A 26919-nucleotide genomic window follows, 5' to 3' on the forward strand; every position below is an offset into this window, starting at 1 on the left:
AGGTAAGAAAGGCAATCCGATTCATAGACGAACTTGAATCCTGCCTATCTTGCAAATCGTAATCATCTTGAATATAAACGGGAGGTTTCTATGAGTGTAACCCCATTCGGTATAATCGGCGGCGGCTGGCGTGCGGAGTTTTTTCTGCGGATTGCGGCAGAGCTGCCGGAGCGCTTCCAGGTTGAAGGAATTGTTGTCCGCAGCGAAGAGAAAGGCCGGGAATTGGAGCGGCAGTGGCAGGTTCCGACCTTCCGCACCATCCAGGATATGCTCAGACGGACGGCACCGGCATTTGTTGTTGTAAGCGTTCCCCGCACGATCGCCCCTGAAATCATGCTGGAGCTTGCAGCCGCGGGAGTTCCGGCTCTATGCGAAACGCCTCCGGCGGACAGGCTGGAGGATCTTGTCTCCTTGTATCAGGCAGTAGGAGGAAAAGCCAAAATCCAGATTGCGGAGCAGTATCCCTACCAGCCTGACCACGCGGCAAGATTGGAGGTTGTCCGTTCGGGCAAGCTGGGCAAGGTGTCGCTTGCGGAAGTAGCGGTCGCTCATGATTACCATGGACTTGTGCTGATAAGGAGATTTCTGGATATCGGCTTCGAGAATGCCGTCATCCGCGGACAGTCGTTTACTTCCCCGATTGTGGAAGGACGCGGCCGGGCGGGAGGACCTGAATCCTACCGTCTGGTGGATTCCGAGCAAACGATCGCAACATTGGATTTCGGCGGAAAACTGGGCGTCTATGATTTTACCGGCGACCTCTACTTCTCATGGATCCGCTCCCGGCAGGTGCTTGTTCGCGGAGATCACGGGGAAATCAACAATACGGATGTCCGTTATCTCCAGGATTACCGTACTCCCGTACATACGGAGCTTAGAAGGGTGCATGCGGGTCATGGCGGGGATCTGGAGGGCCATCATCTGAAGGCTGTTCTATGCGGCGACACCTACGTCTACCGGAATGAATTCATTCCCGGACGTCTGTCGGATGATGAGATTGCAGTTGCGGCATGTCTGGCGCGTATGGCGGAATATGTGGATGGCGGACCGGATTTCTACAGTCTGGCAGAAGCCTGTCAGGATCATTATCTGGGACTTATGATAAAAAAGGCGGTCAAATCAGGAGAAGCGGTTACGACTGAAACCCAGTGCTGGGCACAAAGCTAGACGGATCCATCCATATTTGCCAATTAACCCGAATACTATATGACCTTTGATCATGTCATGAATGAGCTTGCCATGTTAAACACTGACACAACGCCAGCCTCCGATATCAACGAGGCTGGCTTTTTTTTGACCGTATAGAGTTTATTTAGAAGCTGACACTGCCGCCAAAGGACGGCGAAGCCGTTTCTTCTTATATAGCTCCATTCATAATAATTTCAACCTTAAATCAGCAGAATGCCTCCTCACAATCTTCCAGCGGATGAATTACAGTTAACTGGTAAATAAACATTGTCCGAGAGGGGTATTCGAAAAAATGATGAAAATGAAAAATGGGGCGCTTATGCTGCTCAGCATCCTGCTGGTATTGTCCCTTGCAGCTTGCGGTGGAAACAATGCCGGCAATAACGGGAATACCATTGCAGCAGGCGGCAGCGTAGAAGAAGGCGCACCTGCAGAGAAGGTGGAGCTTTCCTTCTGGACGCTCGGCAATACCGGTTATGAGGATCTGGTTAAAGTATGGAATGCAGAGAACCCGAACATTCAAGTGAAGGTGCAGAACACGGGAGACCAAACGGCGCATCACAACAACCTGACCACCGCGCTGTCCGCAGGCTCCGGCGCTCCTGACATTTTTCAGCTGGAGATTGGATTCATGGAGCGGTTCATCAATGCGCAGGACAAATTTTATAATTTGAACGATCTGGGCGCCGGAGAACTGAAGGATAATTATCTGGACTGGAAATGGAAGCAGGGCTCCTCGGCTGACGGAAGCTTCGTCATCGGACTGCCGACGGATATCGGCCCGACCGTTATTTATTACCGTACGGATCTGGCCGAGCAGGCAGGACTGCCAACCGATCCCGCAGCGTTCGGCGCATCGATTGATACCTGGGATAAACTGGCTGAAACAGCCAAGCAGTTCACGGCCAAAACAGGCAAAGCGTTCGTGGACGGAACGGATCTGATCTACAACGCGCTCCGCGATCAATCCGACGGCGAAATTTATTACAGCAAAGCGGATAAATCGTTGATTGCCGATACGAATCCGCAAATCAAGAAAGCTTACGATTTTACAGTCAAAGGCATTCAGGACGGCTGGGTAGGCAACTGGGCGTTATGGTCGCCGGAATGGGGACAAGCGACCAATGACGGCGACTTCATGGTTATTCCGGGACCGGCATGGATGGCAGGCAATGTCAAGAGCAATGGGCCGGACTCTGCGGGCAAATGGAGAATAGCCCAACTTCCGGAAGGGTCAGGCAACTGGGGCGGATCTTTCCTGTCGCTGCCGAAGGAAGGCAAGCATCCGAAAGAGGCTTTCCAATTCATCAGCTGGCTGGACAGCAAGGAGAACCAGCTGGAATCGTTTAAAACCAAGAACCTTATGCCGTCCATCCCGGCTCTATATGAAGACAAGGCATTCAGCGATTTCGCGGACGAATTCTTTGGCGGACAGCTGACGGCAGTGGAGTACGGCAAAGCGGCTGAGCGGGTGAAGCCGATGTTTTACGGCCCGCTGCATGACCAGACCGACTCCTTTATCAAAGCGGCTCTGAAAAATGTGCTGGAGAAGAAAGCCGACCCGCAAGCGGAATGGGATAATGCCATTGCCCAGGCGAAGAAATTGGCAGAACGCAGCTAGAAACGCTACACCTGATCATTTGTTCACCTGAGGCATGGGGAGGGGAGACCCTTCCCTTGCTCTTCTTTCAAATATAAGAAAGTATAAAATTTCATCATGCTTTGCTTTTATTTCTAAGGGAAGAAACTAACTTTGCCCCAAAGGATGGGCGTAGCCTTTTCTTCTTTTGATGATTCTGTTTGCGGAGGTATCCCATGGCTAAAATAATGCCCCGGACGGCTTCTCCTCTGGAGGTGAAGCGGCCCATATTAACGGAGAACCGGCGGAGCAATCTGACCGCCTATCTATTTATTTCCCCTTTCTTTTTGCTGTTTGCCATATTCGGGCTTTATCCGATCGTGTTCACCATTTATCTCTCCTTCTTCAAATGGGACGCGCTCAGCCCTATGACGTACATTGGTTTGCAAAATTACAGCTGGGTAATCCATGACCCGACCTTCTGGATTTCCTTCTCCAATACGCTGCTGATCTCCCTGATGGGAACCGTGCCGCAGCTGCTTCTTGCGCTGGTGCTTGCCGTTATGCTGAATTCCGGGCTTACCCGGTTCAAGAAAGGCTTCCGGGTACTTTTCTTCATGCCGAATATCACGTCGATTGTGGCCGTTACACTCGTATTCAGCTCGTTCTTCGGCAATCACGGGATGGCGAACTGGTTCCTGAACCTGATCGGACTGGATAATGTGGCCTGGAATTCGGGATGGTGGGGCGTCAAGATCGCGATCGCCACGATGGTTATGTGGAGATGGACGGGCTACAATACCATCATTTATTTATCGGGGCTGCAGAGCATCCCGACCGATTTGTATGAAGCCGCACGGATTGACGGGGCCAACCGGAAGCAGCAAATGGCCTATATCACACTGCCGCTGCTTAAACCGTTCATTCTGTTCTCGGTTCTGCTGTCGACCATCGGCAGTCTTCAGTTGTTTACCGAGCCTTATGTGTTCCTGGGTCAATCCGGCACTGGATCCACGAGGCAGGAAGGCATTACGATGGTTATCTATCTATACAGCGAAGCGTTCCGCAACAGCTTCTTCGGCACGGCGGCGGCAACGGCGGTCATGCTGTTTCTGATCACGATCCTGTTCTCGGTCATTAATATGTGGGTATCAAACCGCCTGGGCGGGGATACGGAAGGGAGATCGTCATGAGTTCGAAAATCCGCTCCGGGGAGCGTCAGTCTCCTCTTGCCAAAGGGATCTCTCATGTGGTTCTGATCATCGGCGCTGTTCTTTCTGTCTTTCCGTTTTACTGGATGTTCATCATTGCCACAAATGACAAGAGCGGAGCCTTTCATGTGCCTCCAATCGTGACGCCGAGCAATCAGTTCTTCGCCAACTTCAAGCGTGCGCTGGCGCAGTCGGATTTCTTCAACGCCCTGGGCAACTCCTTTTTCGTGTCTATTTCCGTAACGGCTTCCGTGCTTTTCTTTTGCACCCTGGCCGGGTATGCATTTGCCAAATACAAGTTCCCTTTCAAAACACCGCTGTTCTTTTTCGTCATCGGCACCTTGTTCGTACCGCAGCAGCTGGGCGTCCTGCCAACCTATGTCATTATGGCGAAGCTGCATTGGATCGATTCCTACAAAGCGCTGATCGTGCCGGCGATGGTTAATGCCTTCGGTATATTCTGGATGCGGCAGTATATCGCCACAGCGGTACATAACGAGTTGATTGAAGCGGGCAGGATCGACGGCTGCGGGCATTTCCGCATTTTCTGGAATATTGCCGTACCAGTCATAACGCCGGCTATTGCAACGCTCGGAATTTTTACTTTCCTCAACACATGGAATGATTTCTTCTGGCCGCTGGTCGTATTGAAGGACAGTGCGCATTTTACAATCCAAATCGCTCTTCAGCAATTATTTACGGTGCGCGACGGGCTGGATTACGGTATGATTATGTCCGCGACCTTTATTGCAACGCTTCCGCTGCTGATCGTATTCCTGCTATTCAGCCGTTGGTTCATTGCAGGTCTGACATCAGGAGCGGTCAAAAGCTAATTTGTGACGATTGGATAGCCGCTGCTGAAAAAAAAGGCAACGCGGAGAAAGAAGTCAAGGACGATTCATGCCATCAAGGGGAAGTGAGCGTAAATTGAAGCTTAGACGTAAAATATTGGTGGCCATCATTCTCCTTATTTTCTTCCCCGTTATTGCCATGGGCGGAATCTCCTATTATAAATTCTCGGATGCCATCGAGACCAAGTCCAGCAGCTTTTATTGGATCTCGCTGCTCGAGACCGACCGCAAGCTGAAGTTTGCGCTCAACGAAATATCTACACTGTCAAGTTCCGCCATTACCCAGCCTGTCATTCAGCAGGCACTGAAGCAGCGGGGCGCTGAAGTCAGCTACGACCGTCAGCAGGAAATCATCAACCTGCTCATCAATCATCCTATGATCGCCTCCTTCAGCTTGTATTCGAAGGACAGGCTGGTCTTCCATTACAACAATGAGGCGGAGGACGATCTGCATAGCCAGCCCTGGTTCGCGGAGATGCAGCAGGCGGAGGGTTTGCCGGTCTGGTCGGGTCCCGGCGAGAATGGATCCGCAGCTTCAGGTGAACCGGTACTTATTCACGCCCGGGTAATCAAGGATTATTATTCCCTTGAAGACATCGGTTATCTGGTGATTCATGTCAAGCCGGATATAATGGAGCAGGTCTTCTGGGAGGCGGCTACGCTGAAACAGGGAGATGTGCTGCTGGTCAACAAACAGGGAGCCATCGTGTATGACAAATCCGGCGAGCATATCGGTGAACAGGCAAGCCTGACGTTCCTGGCTGCCAGCGGAGGGCAGCAGAAGGACTATTATATCGATCACTACCGGAATGAGAAGTCCTTGGTGACCTTTCTCCCCGCCCACAATCCCAAATGGTATCTGGTCGCGGTCACACCGCTCAAGCTGCTGCAATCCGAATCGGCGCCCATTCGTAATACCGCCTTGGTGCTTGCGGTTTTTTCGCTGCTCTCAGCCTTTCTGTTCGACCGTTTCTTCGTGCTGCCGCTCGTGGGGATTATCAACAGCGCGGTCAACGGAATGAGACGGGTGGAGCAGCGGATATTCAAGCCGATCGTCTCGCAGGTGAAGACCAACGATGAGTCCGATCTTCTGATTGACGGCTTTAACCGGATGAGCTTCCAGATTAATGAGCTGCTGCAGCAGGTGGAGACGGAGCAGGCCCGAAAGAAAGAAGCGGAGATGCAGGCGCTTGTGGCCCAGATCAACCCGCATTTCATTTATAACTCACTGGAATCGATCAATTCCATGGCGGTGCTCCAAGGGAATAAGGATATCAGCAAAATGGTAATCTCGCTGGGCAAGCTGCTGCGGATTTCCATCAGCGAAAGCCAGGAGCTGATTCCCTTGGCGATGGAGTTCGAGCATGTCCGCCATTATCTGCAGATTCAGAAGCTGCGTTTCGAGGATAAATTTCAGTATGAAATCGAGATTCCGGATACGCTTGGAACGTATATGACCCAGAAGCTGATCGTTCAGCCTATTGTGGAAAATGCGCTCTATCATGCCATCGAGCCGATGGAGGAGCAGGGCTTCATCCGCATTCAGGCGGTTGAAGCTGCTGACTGTATCTGGATTTATGTGAGCGACAATGGACCCGGCTTTGATCCCTCCGTCTTCGAGCGCCCGGCGGGAGATGCGGAGCGGGCGGTACATAAATACCGGGATAACGGGGTTGGACTGCGCAATGTCCATGAACGGCTGACGATCCGCTTTGGTCCTGGCTGCGGCATACTCATTTGCTCGGCCGTCGGCTGTGGAACGGTTATCCGGATCCGTTTGCCGAAGATATTGCCTTCATAGTGATGAGCAGCGAGGAGGCGGGGAGCAGGGGATGGACGCGATGAAGCGATTTAAAAACTGGAGCTGGGTCGTGCTCTATGCACTCGTTCTGGCGGGCGCGGTGCTCATTGTCGTGCATGGCAAGACGGAGCCGATTGAGGAGAAGCAGGAAGAGAAGGTGATGCTGACATTCCGGCACTTCTGGATCAAGGAGCATGACCGGCCTGTTCTTCATATTTTTGAAGAGGTGGTCAAGTCCTACCAGAAGACGCATCCCAATGTGAAAATCAACTTCGAGGGGATTGACCAGACTATCCACAGGGAGCATAAGCTCAAAAGTGAAATGGTGACCGGTACGCCGCCTGATTTGTTCGTGCTGTTCGGCGGTGCTGAGATTGAGCCTTATATCCGTTCGAACCGGCTGATGGATGTGACAGACTTCCTGACGGATAATGGATTGGAGAACCAGTTCGAGGATCTCAGCCTGTTCACGCAGAATGAACGCGTATATGGATTGCCGCTGGAGGGCCATGTGGAGCCGCTGTTTTATAATAAACGGATATTTCGCGAGCTTGGTCTGGAAGCGCCGGAAACACTGGCTCAGCTGAATGCTGCAATCGGAGTGCTGAAGGGCAGGGGATATATTCCTTTTGCGCTGGGCAATCAGGATCGCTGGCCTGCCGGCGTCTATGCGCATTATTTGATGAACCTGTTTGCCGGACCGGAGCTGATTGATGAGCTTGCTCAGGGCACGCCAGGAAGGCTCTTTAACAATGCCGCTTATGCGGATGCGTTCAAGCAGTATGATGCCTGGATCAATTCGGCTGCGTTCCCGCCTTCGCCGAATGATCTGTCGACAGAAGCGGCCATCCGGCTGTTTACCGGAGGTAAAGCGGCTATGTATCTCAACGGCAATTGGGATATTACCTTATTCCAGGACGGGGAGGCGCCGCCGGAATTCCGCGATGAGGTTGGCGTTCTTCCTTTTCCTTCCCGCAATGCGGGAGAGCCCGGCGATCTGGCAGGTGGCTATACGCTTGGCATCGGTCTGTCCGCAAGCCTGACCGGAGCTCAGAAGGAAGCGGCCCTTGAGCTGTTGAAGGCTCTGTATACGCCTGAAGTTCAGGCCAGACTGGTTTATGAGGGAATGCGGATTCCCTCCATGCGGATTCCTGTCGACAGCGGGAGAACAGGTCCGATCTTTGCACAGGTGCTGGACCTAGTGGACCGGAGGGGCTTGAGCTTTCTGGCATACGATAACGTATTGTCCCCGGAGGTCAACAGTTCGTTTCTGGAAATATTGAAGGAGCTTATCGATGGAAGCATTTCCCCTGCAGCAGCGCTTGAACGCCTGGATTCATAGAGATTACCGGCAGCTGGAGTACGATGCCGAGGTCGGGGGAGAATCATACGGAGAGGCAGGGTCGAAGGATGGACATGCTCCATAGAACCTATAAAGTTGTTCTGGCTGATGATGAGCCTCTCATTCTGCGCAGCCTCAAAGCAGCCATTCCCTGGGATTCGCTTGATATGCAAATTGTCGGGGAGGCGAGGAACGGCCAGCAGGCCCTGGAGCTTGTCGAACAGCTTGAACCGCATATTGTCATCAGCGACATCCGCATGCCATCCATGGACGGAATATCACTCATGAAGGCGGTCCTGGCAAAGAGGCCGGAGTTGATTTTTATTTTTATCAGCGGTTATGGGGAATTTGAGTATGCCCGGGATGCGCTGCGCCAGGGGGCTTTCGATTATTTACTGAAGCCGATTGACCATGAAGAGCTGACGAAGATGATGGAACGGGCAGCGGAGAGGCTGGATGCGGATAAAAGAGTAAAAAGCGAGACCGATCAGCTCCGCCACTCGGTTCAGTCTCTGTCCCTGCTGGCGCGTGAACGCATGCTGTCGGAGTTGATCGAAGGCAGTCCGAGACCGATGGAGCATCTGCAGTGGCTGGAGAACAGCGAGCTTGACCGGCCTTATTATATGGCTGTCGTGCAGCTGGATCATATGCTGACCGTTCATAGGAAGTGGTCGCAGAATGAGAAGCAGCTGTGGTTCTTTGCCATCCGCAATATTCTGGAGGAATGGTCGGCGAGGCATCAGGGGCTGGTGGTGTTTCCGTTCCACAGCGGGGAATGGGTACTCCTGTTTCCGCATAACGCCGGCTGTCTGAAGCGTAAGCTCGGGGAAGAGCTGGTCTTAACCGTCAAGCGGTACTCGAAGCTATCCTGTTCGGTAGGGTTAAGCGGGGATGTGCAGGGGCTGAATCAGTTGAGCCTGGCTTATGCGGAGGCGAGCGAGGCGTTGTACCGGCGCTTCTTCTCCGGCCGGGAAAGCGTATTTGCCTTGGAGGAGCAGGCAGAGACAGCTAGCGGGGCGGCCGTGTATCCGAAGCATCTTGAGGGAGAGATCATCGAAAGCATCCGTAATCTTGATCTGCCCGGGATGCTTGCGGGCTTCGACAAGGTGCAGCTGTTCTTCAGTGATCATCAATGGACGCAGAATATGGCGGAACGTCTGATTGTCGGGCTCACGGTTATTCTTTACCGTCAATTCCAGCACATGCCTGTGCAGAGCGACAGCTCACTGGAACAGCTTTTGCAGAAGCTGCAGGATGCTGATACGCTTGGAGACTGGATTGAAACGGTCAAAGGCTCCTTCGCCGGCTGGATGACAGCGAACATTGAGAAGCAGTCCAAGGAGGACGGCCGTTCCCTGATCGACAAGGCGATGAACTATATTCAAAGCCATTATCATAAAGATTTGGGCATTGAAGAGGTTTCGGAGTATGCGGATTTGAGCACGAGTCATTTTTGCGCGCTGTTCAAGCAGATCTCCGGGTATACCTTCCTCGAATATCTGACCCAATGCCGGATGGAGAAAGCCAAATATATTTTGCTTCATACTGATGTGCTGGTGTATCAGGTGGCGCCTCTGGTCGGGTACCAGGATCCAAAATATTTTACCCAGGTATTCAAGAAAACAACTGGCAGGACGCCAACCGAATTCCGCGAATCCTCGTGACTGATTAAAATTTATCTGAACTGGAAGAAAAAAAAGCTGGAAATTGGCTTGAACCAGTGTTAAACTCTAATCACAAAGGAAGGAGGTGCGTCAACATTCATAATCACATGTTGAACGTATCCCTTACCCAATTCAGCAGCATCAATTAATCGTTTCTGTTGAAGGCGCGGGATGCGGATCAATTTTTAAAAAAGCGCCATGGGTGAAGAGACCGTCTACGGACGGTCTTTTTTATGTTTACTGGAAATGCTGAAAACTATACATGATGAGCGGCTCTTGCTCTCCCGTGGCAGCCGAATACATAAAAACAACGCAGCCCGTTCCCGGGCTGCGTTGTTTCAGGTTCTATAAATGATCCGATGGTTCGGTTTGATCCGGGGGCACGGATGCTTTTTTCGGGGAATTACCGAGCCATTTCGCCATAAACAGCATGAGCGGGGATGAGTCCAGATCGATCAGACCAAACATTTCGGCCCAATTGTAAACAAGCAGAAACGGCAGCAAAGCAATACCCAAGATAGCAAAGATAATTCCGACGGAGAGACTGCGTGCAATTTTACCAATCGTCATACCTTCATCTCCAATCCCAAGTCTTGTCTTTCAAAGTCAACTGCGGGCATCAGATGCTAATTCTTATATTATAACGTATGCTCCTGCTAAATACATCTATTATTAAACGGGCGAATTACCTGTTTTTCGGCTCCGGTAAGCGGCGGGCATTCACTTAAAGATGCACAGGAATAGTCTGGGAGTATCGAAACAGGGATTGGAGCAGGCTTTCGCTGCGGCGGCTATGGATGAGAGCCTGAGAGCCTCAGTGCTGATCGGCTTCCCAAATACGTTCCAGGAAAGCATTATGGCCGTGCAACACTGTATCTGCAATTTTACGCCGGGGATACTCACGCATGGGGAGCTTCCGGAGCTGATGGGCCTGATGGCCCCGCGTCCCCTGTTTCTTGAACCGGGCCAGGACGACCCCATCTTCCCGGCGAACGGCTTCAAGCGGGCGGTCCGGGAGCTTCAAGAAATCTACCGTCAGCAGGGGGCAGAGAACCGGTTGGCTTATGATTTGTTTCCGGGGCCCACCAAGTCAGCGGCCGCGTTTCGTTTGACTGGCTGAGAAGCAGTCTGGCAGGCGAGTGAGGCTCCCTCTGCAGGCAAAGGGGAGCCTGGTCGCTGTCTTTTATGGCCTTGCCGGGCAAGCTCTACTTGGCTTTGAAGTGGACGACGGCACTGTAAAGCATTTTATTGGCAAGAGGATTGAATACCGCCTGGTGGCTGAGAGAGAATACGTCAAGCAGCAAAGCCTTATTGTTCTCAATCTGATCATTGATTCTGATCTCCAGCGTTTTCAAATCATAAGCCTCAAAAAATTCAATCTTGTTCTCAATGCGTTCAAGTGAAAATTCCATGATAAAGCAGCTCCTCTTCTGTATACGTCCCATCATTGTAATATAGACGCACCGCTTTAACAATGCGGCGGGGATGGAGGCTGGACGGGAGAAGGCCAATTGAAAATAAAGCGCTCTCATGATGCTTTTTTGCCCCGCTCATGCCTATAATAAGAATAACAAATCTGACGGATGTAAAGGGGCTGCCGATATGATCGTCTATGAGAAAGCGAATGCATTCGTAATGATAAACCAGCATGATCATGCACAAATATCCGGAGTTCTTGCCTCGGAGTGGAACAATGAATGGCTGCATGATCCGGAAAGGAAAGAGGATCTTATCTATGCGGCTTATCAGCATGACCGGGGCTGGATCGATCTGGATTTCTCTCCCTTCTGGAATGACGCGAAGCGCTGCCCGTATTCCTTCCGCGATTTTCCGCTTAAGCCGCGGTTTGCATTTTACAAGAAAGGAATCGCTGAGGTTGCGGCCAAGAATCCGTATTCGGCTCTGCTGTGCAGCCTTCTGTATACGACCTTGTTCGAGAGAATCAGGGATGAGGAGACGCAAGGGTATCTAAACGAAGAATATATCAGGCAAAAGCATCTGCTTGAGCTGCTCGGCATTGATTCCGTCCTGGATGCAAGGGTTCAGCACCATCTGGGCATCATGCTGGTCTGCGACGAGCTTTCGTTATTTTTGTGTATGGAGGAGCCGGGGACACCGGCGCAGGGATATGAATGGTTTGGCAGCGGTGTTCATTATTCGGCTGAACCGGGCAGCGAGCGAAAGATCCAGGTCCATTGGCAAAACAAAAATGTAATTGAGCTGTCCCTGTTCCCGTTTCGGCGGGATGTTGCGGCGGCGCTTCCTTACAAGGAAGTCAGCAAACTGGATATACAGGCTGAAGGGATTATTGAGGCCCACCGCAAAGCAGCCCAGCAGGTACTGAATGTGACTTTTACGGGGCCATCCCAGGCATAATTTTTTCAAGCTTTATGGAACAGGCTTTCTTCGCCCGAAAGCGGCGAGTATCCGAAAACGGGTGGCGGATTTTGCGGATTGGCTGAATGAATGGAAAAGGCAGAGAATTGATGTGCTCATGAGCAGACATATATGGAAAAAGGCTTCCGCAGATAGGAATGCGGAAGCCTTTTTGGAATACCGGTAAAGTCTTCCCGTCCGCATCGGCGCCTTTTATGCCTGCGGGGGATGCCTTATCCGGCAGCTGAGTCATGCCGCGGACAAGGCCGGGCATGCGGTCGGCAGCCGTCGCCCAGCGCCGCAGGGGGGCTGGGTGCTGCACGCGGTCGAAACCTGGGATTAAGATATGAGCTTCATATTGGCAGCGGCGTTGAATTCCAGACGCTGCTTGCCCTCATAAATAACGGCTGATTTCGCTTTGATGGCCTCCTTGTCCACTGTAACGTCATGAGCGGAGAAATTGACAATAACCTTCAGATCGTCCCCGTACTGTGCGCTTTGCACCAGCCGATCGTCAGTCAGAATGGAGAACCCGCTCATTTCCCTGGTTACGGCCTGGCGGTTGAACGGGGACCAGACCTTCAGGTAATCGACGATGCTCGCCTTGTCCTGTTCCCATGTCTGACGATTCATATGATACAGGGGAGGCGCGTTGTACAGCAGCCCGTAAAGCATCCGGTCCGCCTCTTCGCATTTGATCTTGTAGCTGCCCCACTCCCAATGATTGGTCGTAATGATGGAGTCGTTATAAACCAGCTTATATAAGGGAAGCGAATAAGCCGGATCGGAATAGACCTTCTCATACAGCGGCTTGATGGGCACGGGTTTGCCGTAGCGGTCGGGTATGCCGTCCGCAGAATAATAGCCGCCGACATAGTATTCGCTGTCCACATTGTCGCGCATATCGGGATCGCCCCAGGCGATGACCGGGCTCTCGATTCCTTGGGCGAAGGCGATCACGCCGCTGGCATAGTCGTTGCCGCCTTCCGAGCCGACCACCATTTTGCGGTCCTTGGCAAAATAGCCGAGCCGTTCAAGCCGGGCGTTCAGATCCTGCTGCTGTGTCGTTACATGAGCAGGCGAGTAATCATCATAAATTTCTCCTGTCGCGTCGCAATCCACGAACCAGGAATTAAAGTTGATTCCGTCCTGCAAAATGCCTTCCGCACGCTGCTTCACGCTGGGCATCGCGAGGGTAGGGTTCAGCTTGCGCCCCCGCTGCAGAAATCCGGCCACCTTAGTCCCGTCCCTGCGCGTGATCGTCGCGTTCTCATAAAGCGAAGAATCTGCGAAGGAAGCGGTATTCCAGGAGGGATCCGCGTCCTGTTGAATGGAATGATAGGAATCATATGGGGCGATGAGATAGCCCAGCTGATCCGCTTCGCTCACCAGTCGGGGATTCATCAGTCCGTCGGCCCAATTGGATAAGCCGATCCAGGCGTTCTCGATGCCGGAGCTGTGCATGTCCTTAAGCAGGTTCGTCGAGTCCGACTGGCCCCATTCAGACAAATCGGCTGCAGCGTTCTTGAGCACGCTTTTGAGCAGCAGCTTGTTCAAATCATACAGCTTCTCCTCGCTTAACTTGCCGGGTCCCTGAGCGAGGAGCTTCTCAGCCTCCTCACCGGGGTTGGGGAACACGGAAGGGGAGTAGAACCCTTTCATCCTCATTCCCTTATTCAATGCGTCCAGCACGATTCTTTTCTGGTACTTGTCCAGATAATCCTGCTTGGGAACCTGCTTCAGCACTTCCTCATACTCGCTGCTGCCGTCGGCTGTTCCTGCAAGCAGCTGAACCAGCCAGGAACCGAGCGCCCCTGGCAGCAAGGCTCGGAGCTTCGGCCAATTCACGTCGGCGTCGGTGAGAATGGACCCGCTCCACAGATAAATCTGGGGGGCTCCGTACAGCTTGCGGATGTTTGGATTGTCTCCGGCCTTTTCCTCCAGCGTGACGAAGTCTCCCTTCTCTTTGACGTAATCCTTGTAAGGGCGCACGACCTCCTGCGGCTCTCTGCCGGTCACGTACAGACGGAAGCCGTAGCTTTTGTCTGGATTTATAGCAGGGAATTGATGCGTAAATTGAAATTGCACGGACGGGGATGTGTCAAAATGGACCTCGTTATTGAACTTGTTCGTCACGACATAGACCATGGAGAACGGCGCGGCATTCAGAGCGAAGAAGTCCATAGAGAACGATTCGCTCCAGGTGTAGTCCTGGCCGTTCAGGAAGGTTTTCCAATTCGCATCATTCGCCGGGATTTTTTTCCCTTCCCCAATGGGAAGCATATAGCTGTCCGCCTTGACGGCAGGCCATTGAAATTGCGCAGCGCCGATACTGTTCAGACGGATGTCCAAATAATCGCTTTTCCTGGCGATGCTGACCTTGAGTTTGCCCGGGTAAGTCCACTGGACCGAATCCTTGCCTTTGACCAGACCGCTTACCTTTTCCTTGGGCAGCGGCTGCGATGCCTGCTGCCGTACTCCGTCCTTGATAATCGTGAGGGCAAAGGTCTCCGGATCCACTTCGAAATCAAAATGGCTTTCCGCCGGTTTCACGTTCACGCCCCCGTTCGTCTGCAGAACCGGAACCTCCTTCGTCACGGAGGGTTGGGGCAAGGCGGGGGCGTCAGCGCCGCTAGCGCATCCGGTGGCGGCAGACATCAGCATGCCTGCCGCCAAAATCAAAGCTAATCGTTGTTTCATGTTATCTCCTCCAATTCATGTAGTTGCAGCCAGACTCAGTGTAAGAGAGTTTTGTTACAGGAAAGTGCATGCTGCAAAAAAGTCCTCCTGACCTGAAGCGGGAGCGGCAGGAAGACAGCTTGTCCGGAGACAGACGCTTCTGTCATACTGGTGTAACATACGGAGTTTATAGTGGGGGAGGCTTGCTGATGCCTTTGCCATACAGCGGCCCAGGAGGAAGGAGGTGCGGGCATGAAGCTGCTGCTTGCTGACGATGAACCGCTAATGCTGCAAATATTGAAGGCATACTTTCATAAAGAAGGGTTCCATACGCTTCTTGCGCAGGACGGAGAGGAGGCGTTGGATCTGTTCTATAACAACAGGGTGGATTTGGCGGTTCTGGATTGGATGATGCCGAAGCGGAGCGGTGTCGAGGTCTGCCGGGAAATCAAGAAGACGGGCCGGACGAAGGTGCTGCTGCTGACGGCCAAGGGCGATCAGGAAGATGAGTTTGCCGCCCTGCAGTCGGGGGCTGACGATTATATGCGCAAACCGTTCGATCCGCGCATCCTGCTCATTCGGGCACGCAAGCTGCTGCAGCTGACTGACAAGATTATACTCGGGGATTTGACCGTTGATATGGAGGGACAAAAGATTTATCGCGGCGGGCACGATGTGCTGGCTACCTCCAGGGAATTTCAATTGATGAGATATCTGGTTGTCAGCAAGGGGCAGATTGTGACCCGCAAAATGCTGCTCGATCAAGTGTGGGGATTCGATTATTTCGGCGAAGAACGTACGGTGGATACCCATATCCGCAGATTGCGGGAGAAGATCGGCGAGCATCGCATCAAAACCTTCCGGGGAATGGGTTACAGTCTGGTGGATGCCGATGAGTAAACTGACCAGGAAGCTGATCCTGCGGATTACGGTGGCGCTGTGCGCGGTTTTTGTGCTGTCTTTTGCCGTGAATACTTTTTTTCTTCCCAAATACTTCCTGTACCAGAAGAAGCATAAGCTTGCCGGTCTGACCTCGGAGCTGGCGGGCATGGAGTACGGGCAGCTGGTGGAGCGGATCGGATCTATGGAGGAGCAGTATCAGGTAACGATCGCGTATACTTCCCTGGCGGATACGGTCAATGACCTGAACAGCCGGCTCATCGTGCAGTTTAACCGGAAGGGCATCGCCCTCAGCAAATTTTGGCTGGCCGAGGAAAGCGTGGCGGCACTGCGCGAAGGGGGAAGGGTCAATAAAATATATGATCAGGCCAAGCTGAAGTCCAGCTTCCTGGTCAATTTCCTGCCTGCAGGCGGATATGTGTTTGCGGTAGGGGAGTCCATCTCCTATTCCTCGGATACGATCCGGATCGTCAACCGCTTCAATCTGTACATTTGGGTTGGCATGCTGCTGCTGCTTATCGTGCTGTCCGCTCTGTATACGACCCGGATTGTCAAACCGCTTGCGAAGCTGATTGAAACGGCAGAGGCGATTTCCAATTTGTCGTTTGCCAAGGCGGATATCCGGACGGGCGATGAAATTGAGTCCCTGGCCGGCAGCATCAACCGGATGAGCGATAAATTGGAGGACGCGCATCAATCGCTGGAAGCGAAGAATGCCAATCTTCGGACGTTTATCGCGGATATCTCGCATGAGCTGAAAACGCCGCTGTCCCTGATTCAGTTGTATGCGTCCGGCATTCAGGACGGTCTGGACGATGGCAGCTATGCCGATGTGATCCGGCAGCAGAGCGAAGCCATGTCCGGGATGATCGACCGTCTGCTGGAGCTCTCCAGGCTGCAGGCCGAGACGTATCAATTCGCGCCGGTCGATTTTCGGCAGCTGCTTGGGGAGATGCTGGTCGCATACCGGATTGCGTTCCGGCAGCAGGACCTGGAGCTTGAGGTGGACGACCGCCTGCCCGCTGAATCATGGGTGATGGCGGACAGGAGGAAGCTTGAATCCGCCCTGCACAATTTCATGACGAATGCGATGAAATATTCGACAGGCAAACAGGTGGCCATGACGCTTGCGGCGAAGGAGGACGCCGTTCAATTCCGCATCACCAACAGCACGAACACCGGGAAGGAGGCCGAGTGGGAGCGGGTATGGGAGCCCTTCTATGTCATGGAGAGCTCCCGCAGCAAAAAATTCAGCGGCACCGGTCTCGGGCTGTCCATTGCCGGGACCATTTTGCAGAGCCACAACGCTTCCTTCGGTGTTCGGGCACAGGAAGGAAAAGTCACGTTTTATTTTTCCCTCCCGCTGCTTCGCCGCGAGCTACGCCCAATCAATGGAGCGGAACATGCCGGTCTCGGCTGATTCCTTGGCTTTCAGGCACATCAACGCGCTCAATAAACCGTCTTCCAGCGGGGAGAGCGATTCCGCGCCGTTCTGCATGATAGCCACGAAATTTTGCGCCAGGGTGGAATCGCCGCCAAAATGTCCTTCGCCCCCTGAAATATCATAGGTTTCCACACGCGGCGTATGATGCATGAATACGTTCACTTTGCCGGTGTAGAAATCAAACTCCAGCGTCCCCTTATAGCCAAGCAAACGCGCTCCGCGCGCGGCTGCCTCCCGGCGGGCAAAAAAGTTCTGCGAATAGGAGACATGCATGCCGGATTCGTAACGGATCAGGGAGCTCCCGGAATCCTCGTTGCCGGTATCCTCCGCATAACAGCAGTACTCCCAGCTGCGCCAGCGATCTTTATTGAAGGCGGTGCTGTCCGGACAGACCCGGTTATCCTCGCAATTGACGCATTTCAGGCCTGCCGGCCGCGTGCCCTTGAAAATTTGCTTGGAGGTCATCGCGCCAATCTCGGTGGGCTTGATCCCAAGCAGGCTGTTGATATAATCGAAGTCATGCGTGGCCTTCTGCAGAAACAGTCCGCCGGTTTCCTGCTCGTCACGGTACCAGCTTTGGTAATAAACCCCGCCATACGGCACATTATTCACGGCCTGCACATGCTCCACCGTACCGATTTTGCCGGAATCGATAATTTCCTTGGCCAGCTGGACGATCGTCGTCAGCTTCAGCGGAAACGATACCACCACCTTCGATATGGAAGCTTCAAAGCCCGCCTTCAGCCGTCTTAAATCCTCCATCGTCGTGGATACCGGTTTCTCCAGATAAAGCGGAATTCCGCTTTGCAGCACCTTCAGCGCCATTGTCGTATGCAGCGAGCAGCGCGTGCCGATTAATATGCCGTCAAGGCTCTCCGCGCCAAGCATTTCCTCGGCAGTATCATAATAATGGATGCTGTCCATCCCCTGCGCCTGAAGCTCCTCCCGGATCTCATCCTTCCGCACATCGACGATAGCCGTCACCCTGCAGGAGGGCTCCTGCTTGATAATCTCCGCAATGATCGTGCGTATGCGAAGCCCATAACCGATTACACCCAAATTCATCTTGCCATCCTCCTATGATCTGCTTGACTGGATTTACTACCAGTATAAGAGCTGAGAGGCGGAAGGGCTTTGTTCAAAAAGCCCCGTTTTTTGTTGTTTTGCTATCGGGCGACCCTTCCCGCCGCTGGCGGCACGCGGTATGATAGCATTAACGGATAAATGCGGAAGGTGATGATTGCAAGTGAGCACGCAAGCAGAGCTGGACGATCTGCAGCGGACACCGCTGCAGCAGACCCTTGTCATTGAGAAGCTCATCACGATGTATTATTTTGAACTGGACAAGGACTTCGGGTTTAACGGTGAGAAACATAACTTTTGGGAGTTTCTGTACGTGGACAAGGGAGAAATCGAGGTGTTTGCCGACGGCAGGAGACAGCTGCTGAAGCAGGGCATGATTATATTTCATAAGCCGAATGAGTTTCATGAATTTTATGCCGCCAAGGGCAAAGCGCCCAATGCGATCGTCATGACGTTCGACTGCCGCTCCGGCGCAATGAACCGTTTTGCGGATAAAGTGTTCAGTCTGGAGGATGAGGAGCGCAATCTGCTGGCGCAGATGATCAAGGAGGGTGAGAATGCCTTCATTTTCCCGTTCCGCCATCCGCTGGAGCGCCGCGAGGGTGCGGTGATCGGCAGTGAGCAGCTGCTCCGCTGTTACCTGGAAATTTTCCTGATCCGTCTGCTGCGCAAAAGCAGTCTCCTGCAGCCGGAGAAGCCCTTGTCCTCGCCAGCCCGGGAGAAAAGCAAGGATGAGCTGACCAGGCAGGCGCTTTTGTTTATGGAAGGAAGAATCGGCGGTCCGATGAATGTGAACGATATCTGCGGCGAGCTGCATATCAGCAAAACCCAGCTCAAAAGCTTATTCAAGCAGAATACCGGCTATTCCGTCAAGGAGTACTTCTCGAAGCTTAAGATCGAGCGCGCCAAGCGGTACATCCGGGAGGAAAGCTATAATTTCACAGAGATTTCCCGGCAGCTGGGGTTCAGCAGCGTCCATTATTTTTCCAAGGCATTCAAGAATGCCACGCGGATGAGTCCTTCGGAATATGCGCGTTCGGTGAAATCGCGAATGAAGCTTGAAACCGGAAATTGACTGCCTATTGCTTAAGGCTGTTTAGGGTCCCTCAGCTGAAGCTGCTCCTGAATATCTTTCATTTTCGATTTGGCGATCAACGCCTGTCTGGGGTAGCTACCGAAGAAGGATTGGTAGGTTTCACCCATCCTGGTTATACGGGACACTTTGCTGAGATTGATCAGATAGGAGCGGTGAGCCTGTACCAGATGAGGAGCCGGTTCCAGTTTGTCATAGGTTTCAAGGGGATCGTTATTCAGAGTATGTATAATAGATTTTTTTCCCATCTTTTCTATGAAAAGTATTTCATTAAAAGGAATGATATGAATATTTTTATTGATTTTTATAATCAGCTTGGGGTCCGGATTGATGAACAAATGATTGGCCTTCCGTTCCATTTCGAGGGTATGTTTCGTCCGCTCCAGCGCCTTGTATAGTCTGGTGCGAAGGACCGGTTTTATGATATAGTCGACTGCACCCATATTGAACGCTTCGATTGCATACTCCTGGCCTGGGGCCATCCAGATCATTTTCAGACGGGGGATGATCTGCAAATAGTCCTTCAGCGCCTTAAGTCCGCCCAGCCCCGGCTGCGAAGGATCGGTCAAAATTAAATCCGGCCTCTCCCGGACCATGATTTCCATAACGGAATGTTCGTCGGGAACTTCGCCAATGAGCGTAATATAAGGAAGCGCAGTGATAAACTTCTTGACAGTTTCTCTCGTTTGATTGTCTTCGTCAGCAATAATGACCCTGATATTTATCATTCTTGTTTACACTCCAATACTTGTTTTGGGCTGCCCGACGAAAAAAAGCGGAATGGAAAAATATTCAAAAACCCCATATGAAAACCGTTTATATTTTAAATATCTATTAGAAATATCTATTTTAATCATCGTTTTTTTGCAGAATCACGGAATGATATGATTTGAAATCATAACGCTAACAATATTAAAATGCAATCACCCTTCGTGCCTATCGGAAGTGGAGTGAAAATAGTTGTCGAATGACTTGAATAGTCGTTTTTCCGGCCTGAACATGGCAGATTTCAGGTATGAACGGCTGTAAACAGGCGAACTTCTTTATTTGACTGCATTAGACAAAAGACAGTCCTTTTAGTACACTCAATTTGGACTTGCAAGGTATATTTTCCTAATTATTAAAATTCAAATAGGAACTAGTGACTAATAATTAAGAAACTCAAACGATAAAGGCAAACCTGCCGAAAGTCAGGGACGCAAAGCTATGGGCCTAAAGAGAGCATCTCTATGGTCGCCAGGCTGCCGAATTGGTGGTGTATAAACACGATCCAATCGGATGGTGTTTTTTTTGTTAAAAAAAACCATTCTGGTCTGAGGTTTGAGAGGTGTTAACGTGAAGAAAAAAATCTCTGAAGATGAATTGTCCCAGCTGATCAAGCAATTGCATCTGGGTGAGGTGGATGCGGCTTCCAGATCTTCCACAGACGAAAGGGATATCAGAAGCCCCTTGAAGCAGGACGGCTGGATTCAGGTAATTGAACACCGGATTATTGTCCATGATCCCGTCAATAATGGCAAGCTCCCCGTCATCAGCGCTATTGCCCCGGTCAAACTAAAGGTAAATCATCATGACATACATTCAGAAATCAACGTGACTTCCAGCGACAGCATCCTTTGGGAAATTGAGAATCAACCGATGTATGAGATTACAGTCTCGGAAGACAAGCTTCACGCTTATTTCCACCTGCACGCCAAAGAACGGTATGCCTGGCAGCTAACCGATACAGAGCCTCTTGCCAAAATCATAATATCTGCCGAGGAAGACAGGAATATGGTTCTTGAAAGTGTGCATTTGACAGATGTCGCCGCCGTGCTTGAAAAGAAGTCGATCAAAGCAAACGTCGACCTGGCCGCTATTCATCAGGAATTATTGCAGCCGACCTACAGCCCGATTCTCATCGCCAGGGGCAAAGCTCCCGTACCCGGGAAGGATGCGGAGCTGGAGATTTATTTCTCCGAGGAGATCGAAAGCCGTTTCCATGAAACGGAAGGGACGGTTGACTTCCGCAATCATCTGCAAATCCCTTCCGTCACCAGCGGCGACGTTATTGCCAGGAAATCCCCGATTATCGACGGCATCCCGGGATACGATGTTTACGGCAATCTGATCACGCCCAAAGCGCCGGCTGATATCCTGCTGGTAGCCAAGTCGGGCGTAGAGCTGACTCCACAGGGGGCCATTATCGCCAGAAAAGAAGGACGCCCGCGGATTACGGGAACCAAAATCAAAGTCTTTGATATCTCGACAGCGTATACCGTCTCCGGCGATGTAGACATTGAAACCGGCAATATTGTCTTCTCCGGCGATGTGATCGTATATGGCAATGTAACCGACAATATGATTATTGAATCTCTGGGGAATGTATATGTCATTGGCAGTGTCTTCAATGCGACCATCACAGCAACGGGATGCATCCATATCCGGGGGAATGTAATGGGCAGCAAGCTGTATTCGGGATACTTCGGTGTCATGTTCAACCGTTTATACAACACCTCGAAGCTGCTGAGCAAGCAGATCGAGAAGCTGCTGATCGGCTCCCAGGTGCTGGAGCAAGCGATCCAGTCACGTGACCAGACGGTTAAATACGGACAGATTGTGCTGCTGCTGCTGGAGAAGAAAATGAAGGATATACCGGGGCTAATCAAGGATCTGCTATCCGTGGTCGCCAATATCCGCCATCTGAAGAAAGAAGAGTACCAGAAGCTGATGGAAATGGCGGCGGTTTTCCTGAAGCCCTCGCAGCTCATTGAGTCGGCCACCAGAAATGGCATCCAGAGCTTCTTGTCCCTATTGACGGACGCCCATCAGGAGGTGGCCCGCATGCAGGAGGCGCTGGTCAATATTACCATCAATCAATGCCATAACAGCGAGCTCAAATCCAATGGCGATATTTTGATCCAGCGCGACGGAGTTCTTGTCAGTGATTTGTACTCGGCCGGCAATATATCCTTCAAGCATCGGCTGGCCGTTTGCCGCGGTTCAAGGCTGGAAGCCGAAGGGGATATCACGGCGAAGATTGTAGGAGGGCAGACCGGAGCGGCCACGCTGCTGAAAGCCAAGAGGCGGGTCAGCGTCGTCAGAATGCACTCGGGAAGAGTCTCTATCGGGAATTACAGTAAGGAAATTCTGGAGTCTGTCGAAAATACAACCTTTGATATCGATAACATGATGCAGGCTTAATCTGATTTCTTCTATAATAAGCACCCCGTGAAAGTGGTGGAATCTTGGTGACTCCGACTGTTCGGCAATATCAATATGTAGGCATGAGAGTAAATAAAAATATGTACAACCAAATGGGTGCCTTGATTGTGCCTGCTTTTTCCCGGCTCACACGAAAAAATCTGAAGCGGCTCATTCAACATCAAATTACGCTGAAGGAAGAGGATATTGAAGATCTTCCGGTCCTGCACCTGCTGAATTCGGCTATTGTTGAAATCAAGGACGTCTTTCATCAGGTCCGGCACTTCGATGAGATTCCGTTTGCGCATGTCCGCAATACGATGGTGCCGATCATTGTGGATATGAGCAACCATATTTATTTAAAGCAGGTTTTCACCTATTTCGGCGAAAATGATGAATATACCTACCGTCATATTATCGCAGTTGCGCTGATTGCACGTTTAATCGGCAAAGTGAAGGGTCTTGGCGAAGAGGAATTGCTGGATCTGACCATCGCAGGCTTCCTGCATGATATCGGAAAAGCGAAAGTTCCTGAAGCGATCATGAATAAACCGGGCAAGCTGACGCCTGAAGAATTTGATGAAATGAAGAAGCATACGCTTTACGGGTACGAACTGATCAGGCAAACGCCGGGGCTTGCGCAGCGGCACGCCTTGGTGGCTCTGGAGCATCATGAGCGCGAGGACGGAAGCGGATATCCGCATGGCATCAAGGGAGAGCAGATGGACTCTTTCAGCAAAATCGTAGCCGTCGCGGATGTTTTTCACGCGATGATCTCGAAGCGGGTCTATAAGAAACAGGTTCCTTTCTATCAGGTTCTGCTGGAAATGTCGCAAAATGCCTACGGGCTGCTCGATCCGGAGACAACGTTATGCTTTCTCGCGCGTATCATGGACATGCTGATTGGCAGCGAGGTCTGCCTCTCCAATGGACAGCGGGGCACGATTATTCTGATTCATGCCAATGATCCCTTGAGTCCCCTTGTCGAGGTGAAAGGCCAATATCTGGATTTAAGCAAAGACAAATCGGTGCATGTGGAGCAGATCGTATAACGGGGAGGCTGCCTGTTTTTTTTCAACGGGCCTCCCTATATGGTTGTTCTGCAATCGGTGAGGAATGAATATACAAAAATAACGGCATAAATAGGAAGCTTCAAACAACCGCAGTGTGAAGAACAAGCCGCCGCCTTAAGTGAAAAGGGGGAATGGAATGCTGCAGAAAATCAGGGTAATGGGTCTTGAGTCGAAATATTCCACCTTATCTTTTATTTCGGTTACAGGCGTCATTATTCTGCATCTGATCCATTGGGCTTTGGCTCCACTCATAATGGGCGCGACAGCGGGGATGCAATTGCAGCATCGGGATATGGAGGGTCACGGCTCCGTTATTATGGATGTGCTCATTCTCGTGCTGTTTCTTGTCAATATAATCAGTATGTATTTTGCCTGCCGGCAGCTGGCGTTAGCATGGAGGAAACGCGCCAATCTGACGCGGCATACCTATTTATGCAGCGCAGTCTCCGTTATTGTCCTGTCTATAGGTGTATACACCATGTTTTCGCTGTAATCAGCTCCGTAATCAAATAGAGGACCGCCTGGCAAATTTGCCGGCGGTCCTCTATTTGATTTGCCAGCGGCAAGGTTGGCTAATAAAAGACAATAAAAAGCAAGAGAGTCTCGTATTTCATGGTGGGTTTATCTGCTATCCTGATCATGCATCCAATGATCAAGGTGCTGTGGTATCTCCAGTCCCAATACCATCATCTGCCGACGGTCCGGGGCGTTCTGCAGCAGAACGGCGGCGAGTACCAGGCGTCCGGTCCCCGGTATCATCAGGAAGAGAGCGGCACCGTGATGTCCATCGATATTGCGGCAGCCTACCCCGGCGAGGCGGACATCGAATCCTGGCGGCGATCCTTCAAGCTGGAACGGCAGCGGGAGGCTTTGATTGAAGTTACGGATGCGTTCGTCCTCGCGGAGCCCTGCTGAAGAGCTTTTTTACAGTCTGATCCCGCCCTGCCAGCCGGTTGCGGGGGAGGAAGGCTGCATCCGGCTGGAGCTGCCGGGACTTTGTCAGCCGCGCCGCCGGGCTTTCTTACATGGTGGGGACGCATTGGTTTGCGCTGTATGATTTCGGCAATGTGAACGGCCTGTTCGGCAAATACGGCATCTACGATTCCAGCGATGAGATGTGGGAAATTCTGCGGATATGTGGGAGCGACGCATCGTCAGCTGGCCGCTGCCGGATATGGACGGCAGGCGATGGCAGCGGAAACGGAAGTAAAATAAGGCAGCAACCAGTGGAAACCAATGGCTTCGCCCTTTGTCACCAAGGGTGAAGCCATTGGTTTTTTTGACTGATTAAAAATTTTTAAGTTTTTTAGGCGTGTAAGATCCGAACCAGCAGTGGGAGAAATAGATTGAATCTATAGAAGCTATGACGTCTAATCAAACCGCCTCCCGAGGGTTAGGCTTTTAGCGGCTTTTCCTTTCATACCAGTGTTCCGTAATGGATAGCAGGGGTGTTTTTGTACTTGAAAAATTCTCATTGGCCCAGGTAGAATAAGCAGCCTGACTATCCCGCATAATAAATCCAGATCCGCCATAAAAACAAAAGATCTGACAATTTGTTTTGGGGATGCAAAATTCGTCGTTTAGGTATACAATAGATACAGATGTGACTATGTCGATCGCATCAGTCTGGATACGGCCCACCTCTATGATTCTATGTGAAGATTTTCACTAAGAAGGCTGATAGATGAAAAATTATTACATTCCGACTGATTAGAAGAGTATCCGTTTTCAGCAGCGAGCCGGCACTATTTATTTGAATGAAGGAGGAAACGTGCAAATGTCAGAAACAACTGTACAACAAACAGAAGTTACCGCAGTACAAGCAGCTGCCAAGCCGGATGTGCTGGATCAACTGCTAAAGCCGGAAGTACAAGAGTCCTTAACGGTATTGGTGGAACAACTGCCGAAGCTTACCGAAATGATGACTCTGCTTACCAAAACGTATGACCTTGCTTCAAAAGTGGCAACGGACCGCGTGCTTATTCAAGATATGGTCGGAGGCCTTCAAGAGGTGGTAAAGCCGCTTGAGAAGAAAGTCAAAGGCTACGCATCTGCCGTTATCGAAGCGAATGACCGCGCTGAGCAAAGCGAAGCAACCATCGGTTTGTTTGGCATGCTTAAGCTGCTGAAAGATCCGGAGCTTCAGAAAATGCTTCGTTTCAGCCAAGCTTACCTGGATATTCTGGGCGAAAGAAATAAAAAAGACGAATAGATTAATCATTCAGAACGGAGGATGAACGTGAGTAAACATATTCTTATATTGGGCGGCGGTTACGGCGGCTTGTTGAGCGCTCTTTCGGCACGTGAGCATCTGTCGGCAGAAGAGGCTACAATCACAGTCATTAACCGTGTTCCTTCACATCAGATCATCACGGAACTGCACCGTCTTGCGGCGGGCAATGTGGAAGAGAAGGCAGTTGCCCTGCCTTTGGAGAAGCTGCTTAAAGGCAAGCAAATCAACGTTAAAGTCGGCACGGTTCAAAAAATAGACGTCGCAGGCCGTTCAGTGAAGCTTGAGGGCGGAGAATCCTATCGTTATGATTCCCTGGTTCTTGCTCTGGGCAGCGAAACGAACTACTTCGGTATTCCGGGACTGCAGGAAAACAGCCTAACCCTGAAATCCGTACAGGATGCCAACCGCGTCTACGCGCATGTTGAAGACCGCATCCGCGAATACAGCAAATCCAAAAACAAAGCGGACGCTACTTTCGTTATCGGCGGCGGCGGACTTACAGGCGTGGAGCTTGTGGGCGAGCTGGCGGACGAGCTTCCAGGCATCTGCCGCAAGAACGGCGTAGATTTTGCCGATATTTCGCTTTATCTTGTTGAGGCTATGCCAAGCATTCTGCCGATTTTCTCGGCCGATCTGATTGCGCGTGCAACTTCAAGCCTTGAGCAGCGCGGCGTTAAGTTCCTGACAGGCCTTGCCATCACAGAAGTGAACGGATCTGTTGTCAGCCTGAAAGACGGCCAAACGATCGATACGAGCACGCTGGTATGGACAGGCGGCGTTCAAGGCAGCACGCTGGTTGCCGAAAGCGGCGTAGAAGTGAACCGCGGCCGTGCCACGGTCAATGAATTCCTGCAATCCGTATCCCATCCGGAAGTATTCCTGGCCGGCGACTGTGCGGTTGTATTTGGTCCCGAGGGCCGTCCTTACCCGCCGACAGCACAGCTGGCCTGGCAAATGGGCGAGCTTGCCGGCGCCAACATCGCAGCCTTCTTCAACGGCAGCAGCATGGACACGTTCAATCCGGTATTCTCCGGTACTCTGGCGAGTCTCGGACGCAAAGATGGAATCGGCAGCATTGGCGGCAGCGGCATCGAGCTGAAAGGCACGCCGGCTTCCCTGATGAAAAAAGCGAGCAATGCCCGCTACCTGGCTCATATCAACGGCTTGTTCTCACTCGCTTATTAAGATTCACCAGCGGCACATTTCTATTCATACCGGC

General features: G+C 51.6%; 24 protein-coding genes and 1 riboswitch. Of the genes, 19 read left to right on the forward strand and 5 right to left on the reverse strand.

Annotated elements, in window-relative coordinates:
- Window positions 1–90: 90 nt before the first annotated feature.
- The 7 genes from AC0YOB_RS10550 to AC0YOB_RS10580 all read left to right on the forward strand — a co-directional run bounded on the left by AC0YOB_RS10550 (window position 91) and on the right by AC0YOB_RS10580 (window position 9636).
- Complete coding sequence (locus tag AC0YOB_RS10550; RefSeq protein WP_475792802.1) at window positions 91–1167, forward strand: Gfo/Idh/MocA family protein; 1077 nt, start codon at window positions 91–93, stop codon at window positions 1165–1167.
- 313 nt (window positions 1168–1480) lie between these two features.
- Window positions 1481–2809 (forward strand): ABC transporter substrate-binding protein, encoded by a 1329-nt coding sequence (locus AC0YOB_RS10555; RefSeq protein ID WP_475792803.1) that lies wholly within the window; start codon window positions 1481–1483, stop codon window positions 2807–2809.
- Between the two features lie 206 nt (window positions 2810–3015).
- Window positions 3016–3960: a carbohydrate ABC transporter permease gene (locus AC0YOB_RS10560; RefSeq protein ID WP_475792995.1), complete on the forward strand. Its 945-nt coding sequence runs from the start codon at window positions 3016–3018 to the stop codon at window positions 3958–3960.
- Window positions 3957–4811: a carbohydrate ABC transporter permease gene (locus tag AC0YOB_RS10565; protein WP_475792804.1), complete on the forward strand. Its 855-nt coding sequence runs from the start codon at window positions 3957–3959 to the stop codon at window positions 4809–4811. Before AC0YOB_RS10560 ends, AC0YOB_RS10565 begins: the two co-directional genes overlap by 4 nt.
- Before the next feature lie 94 nt (window positions 4812–4905).
- The gene (locus tag AC0YOB_RS10570; protein ID WP_475792805.1) at window positions 4906–6630 is read left to right on the forward strand and encodes a cache domain-containing sensor histidine kinase; all 1725 of its coding nucleotides are present in this window, start codon (window positions 4906–4908) and stop codon (window positions 6628–6630) included.
- A gap of 40 nt (window positions 6631–6670) precedes the next feature.
- Window positions 6671–7972, forward strand: coding sequence for an ABC transporter substrate-binding protein (locus AC0YOB_RS10575; RefSeq protein WP_475792806.1), 1302 nt, complete (start codon window positions 6671–6673; stop codon window positions 7970–7972).
- A 68-nt stretch (window positions 7973–8040) separates the two neighbouring features.
- Window positions 8041–9636, forward strand: coding sequence for a response regulator (locus AC0YOB_RS10580; RefSeq protein ID WP_475792807.1), 1596 nt, complete (start codon window positions 8041–8043; stop codon window positions 9634–9636).
- Between the two features lie 345 nt (window positions 9637–9981).
- Here the strand turns inward: AC0YOB_RS10580 and AC0YOB_RS10585 are convergent, their stop codons facing one another.
- On the reverse strand, window positions 9982–10206 hold the full coding sequence (locus AC0YOB_RS10585; RefSeq protein WP_475792808.1) for a hypothetical protein: 225 nt from the start codon (window positions 10204–10206) through the stop codon (window positions 9982–9984).
- Window positions 10207–10402: 196 nt separating this feature from the next.
- Here AC0YOB_RS10585 and AC0YOB_RS10590 point away from each other — a divergent pair, with 196 nt between their 5' ends.
- Complete coding sequence (locus tag AC0YOB_RS10590) at window positions 10403–10756, forward strand: hypothetical protein (RefSeq protein WP_475792809.1); 354 nt, start codon at window positions 10403–10405, stop codon at window positions 10754–10756.
- Window positions 10757–10841: 85 nt separating this feature from the next.
- Here the strand turns inward: AC0YOB_RS10590 and AC0YOB_RS10595 are convergent, their stop codons facing one another.
- On the reverse strand, window positions 10842–11048 hold the full coding sequence (locus AC0YOB_RS10595; protein ID WP_475764951.1) for a YrzA family protein: 207 nt from the start codon (window positions 11046–11048) through the stop codon (window positions 10842–10844).
- A 190-nt stretch (window positions 11049–11238) separates the two neighbouring features.
- Here AC0YOB_RS10595 and AC0YOB_RS10600 point away from each other — a divergent pair, with 190 nt between their 5' ends.
- Entirely contained in the window at window positions 11239–12012 is a 774-nt protein-coding gene (locus AC0YOB_RS10600) for a DUF3891 family protein (protein ID WP_475792810.1), read from the forward strand.
- Window positions 12013–12351: 339 nt separating this feature from the next.
- On the opposite strand, the gene AC0YOB_RS10605 is transcribed toward AC0YOB_RS10600, so the two are convergent.
- Window positions 12352–14712 carry a glycoside hydrolase gene (locus tag AC0YOB_RS10605; RefSeq protein WP_475792811.1) on the reverse strand — a complete coding sequence of 787 codons (2361 nt, stop codon included), beginning with the start codon at window positions 14710–14712 and terminating at the stop codon, window positions 12352–12354.
- Between the two features lie 231 nt (window positions 14713–14943).
- On the opposite strand from AC0YOB_RS10605, the gene AC0YOB_RS10610 reads away from it, so the two are divergent.
- Together AC0YOB_RS10610 and AC0YOB_RS10615 are read left to right on the forward strand one after the other, a co-directional pair.
- Window positions 14944–15591: a response regulator transcription factor gene (locus AC0YOB_RS10610; RefSeq protein WP_475792812.1), complete on the forward strand. Its 648-nt coding sequence runs from the start codon at window positions 14944–14946 to the stop codon at window positions 15589–15591.
- Window positions 15584–17011, forward strand: coding sequence for a sensor histidine kinase (locus AC0YOB_RS10615; protein ID WP_475792813.1), 1428 nt, complete (start codon window positions 15584–15586; stop codon window positions 17009–17011). The genes AC0YOB_RS10610 and AC0YOB_RS10615 overlap by 8 nt, the downstream gene beginning before the upstream one ends.
- Here the strand turns inward: AC0YOB_RS10615 and AC0YOB_RS10620 are convergent.
- On the reverse strand, window positions 16970–18100 hold the full coding sequence (locus AC0YOB_RS10620; protein WP_475792814.1) for a Gfo/Idh/MocA family protein: 1131 nt from the start codon (window positions 18098–18100) through the stop codon (window positions 16970–16972). The genes AC0YOB_RS10615 and AC0YOB_RS10620 overlap by 42 nt on opposite strands.
- A 181-nt stretch (window positions 18101–18281) precedes the next feature.
- On the opposite strand from AC0YOB_RS10620, the gene AC0YOB_RS10625 reads away from it, so the two are divergent.
- Window positions 18282–19193 (forward strand): AraC family transcriptional regulator, encoded by a 912-nt coding sequence (locus AC0YOB_RS10625; protein ID WP_475792815.1) that lies wholly within the window; start codon window positions 18282–18284, stop codon window positions 19191–19193.
- Window positions 19194–19204: 11 nt separating this feature from the next.
- Here AC0YOB_RS10625 and AC0YOB_RS10630 read toward each other — a convergent pair whose 3' ends face one another.
- Window positions 19205–19939 (reverse strand): LytR/AlgR family response regulator transcription factor, encoded by a 735-nt coding sequence (locus AC0YOB_RS10630; protein ID WP_475792816.1) that lies wholly within the window; start codon window positions 19937–19939, stop codon window positions 19205–19207.
- Window positions 19940–20374: 435 nt separating this feature from the next.
- Window positions 20375–20460, forward strand: a riboswitch (cyclic di-GMP riboswitch).
- A gap of 86 nt (window positions 20461–20546) precedes the next feature.
- Here AC0YOB_RS10630 and AC0YOB_RS10635 point away from each other — a divergent pair.
- The 7 genes from AC0YOB_RS10635 to AC0YOB_RS10665 all read left to right on the forward strand — a co-directional run bounded on the left by AC0YOB_RS10635 (window position 20547) and on the right by AC0YOB_RS10665 (window position 26885).
- Complete coding sequence (locus tag AC0YOB_RS10635) at window positions 20547–22394, forward strand: DUF342 domain-containing protein (RefSeq protein WP_475792817.1); 1848 nt, start codon at window positions 20547–20549, stop codon at window positions 22392–22394.
- A gap of 101 nt (window positions 22395–22495) precedes the next feature.
- Window positions 22496–23446 carry an HD domain-containing phosphohydrolase gene (locus AC0YOB_RS10640; protein ID WP_475792818.1) on the forward strand — a complete coding sequence of 317 codons (951 nt, stop codon included), beginning with the start codon at window positions 22496–22498 and terminating at the stop codon, window positions 23444–23446.
- A gap of 157 nt (window positions 23447–23603) precedes the next feature.
- Window positions 23604–23960: a hypothetical protein gene (locus tag AC0YOB_RS10645; RefSeq protein WP_475764971.1), complete on the forward strand. Its 357-nt coding sequence runs from the start codon at window positions 23604–23606 to the stop codon at window positions 23958–23960.
- Between the two features lie 119 nt (window positions 23961–24079).
- Window positions 24080–24382, forward strand: coding sequence for a hypothetical protein (locus AC0YOB_RS10650; RefSeq protein ID WP_475792819.1), 303 nt, complete (start codon window positions 24080–24082; stop codon window positions 24380–24382).
- A 38-nt stretch (window positions 24383–24420) separates the two neighbouring features.
- Window positions 24421–24732: a hypothetical protein gene (locus AC0YOB_RS10655; RefSeq protein WP_475792820.1), complete on the forward strand. Its 312-nt coding sequence runs from the start codon at window positions 24421–24423 to the stop codon at window positions 24730–24732.
- A gap of 512 nt (window positions 24733–25244) precedes the next feature.
- Entirely contained in the window at window positions 25245–25679 is a 435-nt protein-coding gene (locus tag AC0YOB_RS10660) for a DUF1641 domain-containing protein (RefSeq protein ID WP_210037511.1), read from the forward strand.
- Between the two features lie 27 nt (window positions 25680–25706).
- Window positions 25707–26885 carry an NAD(P)/FAD-dependent oxidoreductase gene (locus tag AC0YOB_RS10665; RefSeq protein WP_475792821.1) on the forward strand — a complete coding sequence of 393 codons (1179 nt, stop codon included), beginning with the start codon at window positions 25707–25709 and terminating at the stop codon, window positions 26883–26885.
- Window positions 26886–26919: the final 34 nt, after the last annotated feature.

The sequence above is a fragment of the Paenibacillus sp. JT31N17 genome (assembly GCF_056269255.1).

Coding starts and splice junctions, on each gene's coding strand:
- AC0YOB_RS10585 (WP_475792808.1), bottom strand. CDS start 10,206: ATGACGATTGGTAAAATTGCACGCAGTCTCTCCGTCGGAATTATCTTT.
- AC0YOB_RS10580 (WP_475792807.1), top strand. CDS start 8,041: ATGGACATGCTCCATAGAACCTATAAAGTTGTTCTGGCTGATGATGAG.
- AC0YOB_RS10595 (WP_475764951.1), bottom strand. CDS start 11,048: ATGGAATTTTCACTTGAACGCATTGAGAACAAGATTGAATTTTTTGAG.
- AC0YOB_RS10620 (WP_475792814.1), bottom strand. CDS start 18,100: ATGAATTTGGGTGTAATCGGTTATGGGCTTCGCATACGCACGATCATT.
- AC0YOB_RS10555 (WP_475792803.1), top strand. CDS start 1,481: ATGATGAAAATGAAAAATGGGGCGCTTATGCTGCTCAGCATCCTGCTG.
- AC0YOB_RS10600 (WP_475792810.1), top strand. CDS start 11,239: ATGATCGTCTATGAGAAAGCGAATGCATTCGTAATGATAAACCAGCAT.
- AC0YOB_RS10630 (WP_475792816.1), bottom strand. CDS start 19,939: ATGATAAATATCAGGGTCATTATTGCTGACGAAGACAATCAAACGAGA.
- AC0YOB_RS10565 (WP_475792804.1), top strand. CDS start 3,957: ATGAGTTCGAAAATCCGCTCCGGGGAGCGTCAGTCTCCTCTTGCCAAA.
- AC0YOB_RS10550 (WP_475792802.1), top strand. CDS start 91: ATGAGTGTAACCCCATTCGGTATAATCGGCGGCGGCTGGCGTGCGGAG.
- AC0YOB_RS10660 (WP_210037511.1), top strand. CDS start 25,245: ATGTCAGAAACAACTGTACAACAAACAGAAGTTACCGCAGTACAAGCA.
- AC0YOB_RS10615 (WP_475792813.1), top strand. CDS start 15,584: ATGAGTAAACTGACCAGGAAGCTGATCCTGCGGATTACGGTGGCGCTG.
- AC0YOB_RS10645 (WP_475764971.1), top strand. CDS start 23,604: ATGCTGCAGAAAATCAGGGTAATGGGTCTTGAGTCGAAATATTCCACC.
- AC0YOB_RS10650 (WP_475792819.1), top strand. CDS start 24,080: ATGGTGGGTTTATCTGCTATCCTGATCATGCATCCAATGATCAAGGTG.
- AC0YOB_RS10605 (WP_475792811.1), bottom strand. CDS start 14,712: ATGAAACAACGATTAGCTTTGATTTTGGCGGCAGGCATGCTGATGTCT.
- AC0YOB_RS10640 (WP_475792818.1), top strand. CDS start 22,496: ATGTACAACCAAATGGGTGCCTTGATTGTGCCTGCTTTTTCCCGGCTC.
- AC0YOB_RS10560 (WP_475792995.1), top strand. CDS start 3,016: ATGCCCCGGACGGCTTCTCCTCTGGAGGTGAAGCGGCCCATATTAACG.
- AC0YOB_RS10610 (WP_475792812.1), top strand. CDS start 14,944: ATGAAGCTGCTGCTTGCTGACGATGAACCGCTAATGCTGCAAATATTG.
- AC0YOB_RS10575 (WP_475792806.1), top strand. CDS start 6,671: ATGAAGCGATTTAAAAACTGGAGCTGGGTCGTGCTCTATGCACTCGTT.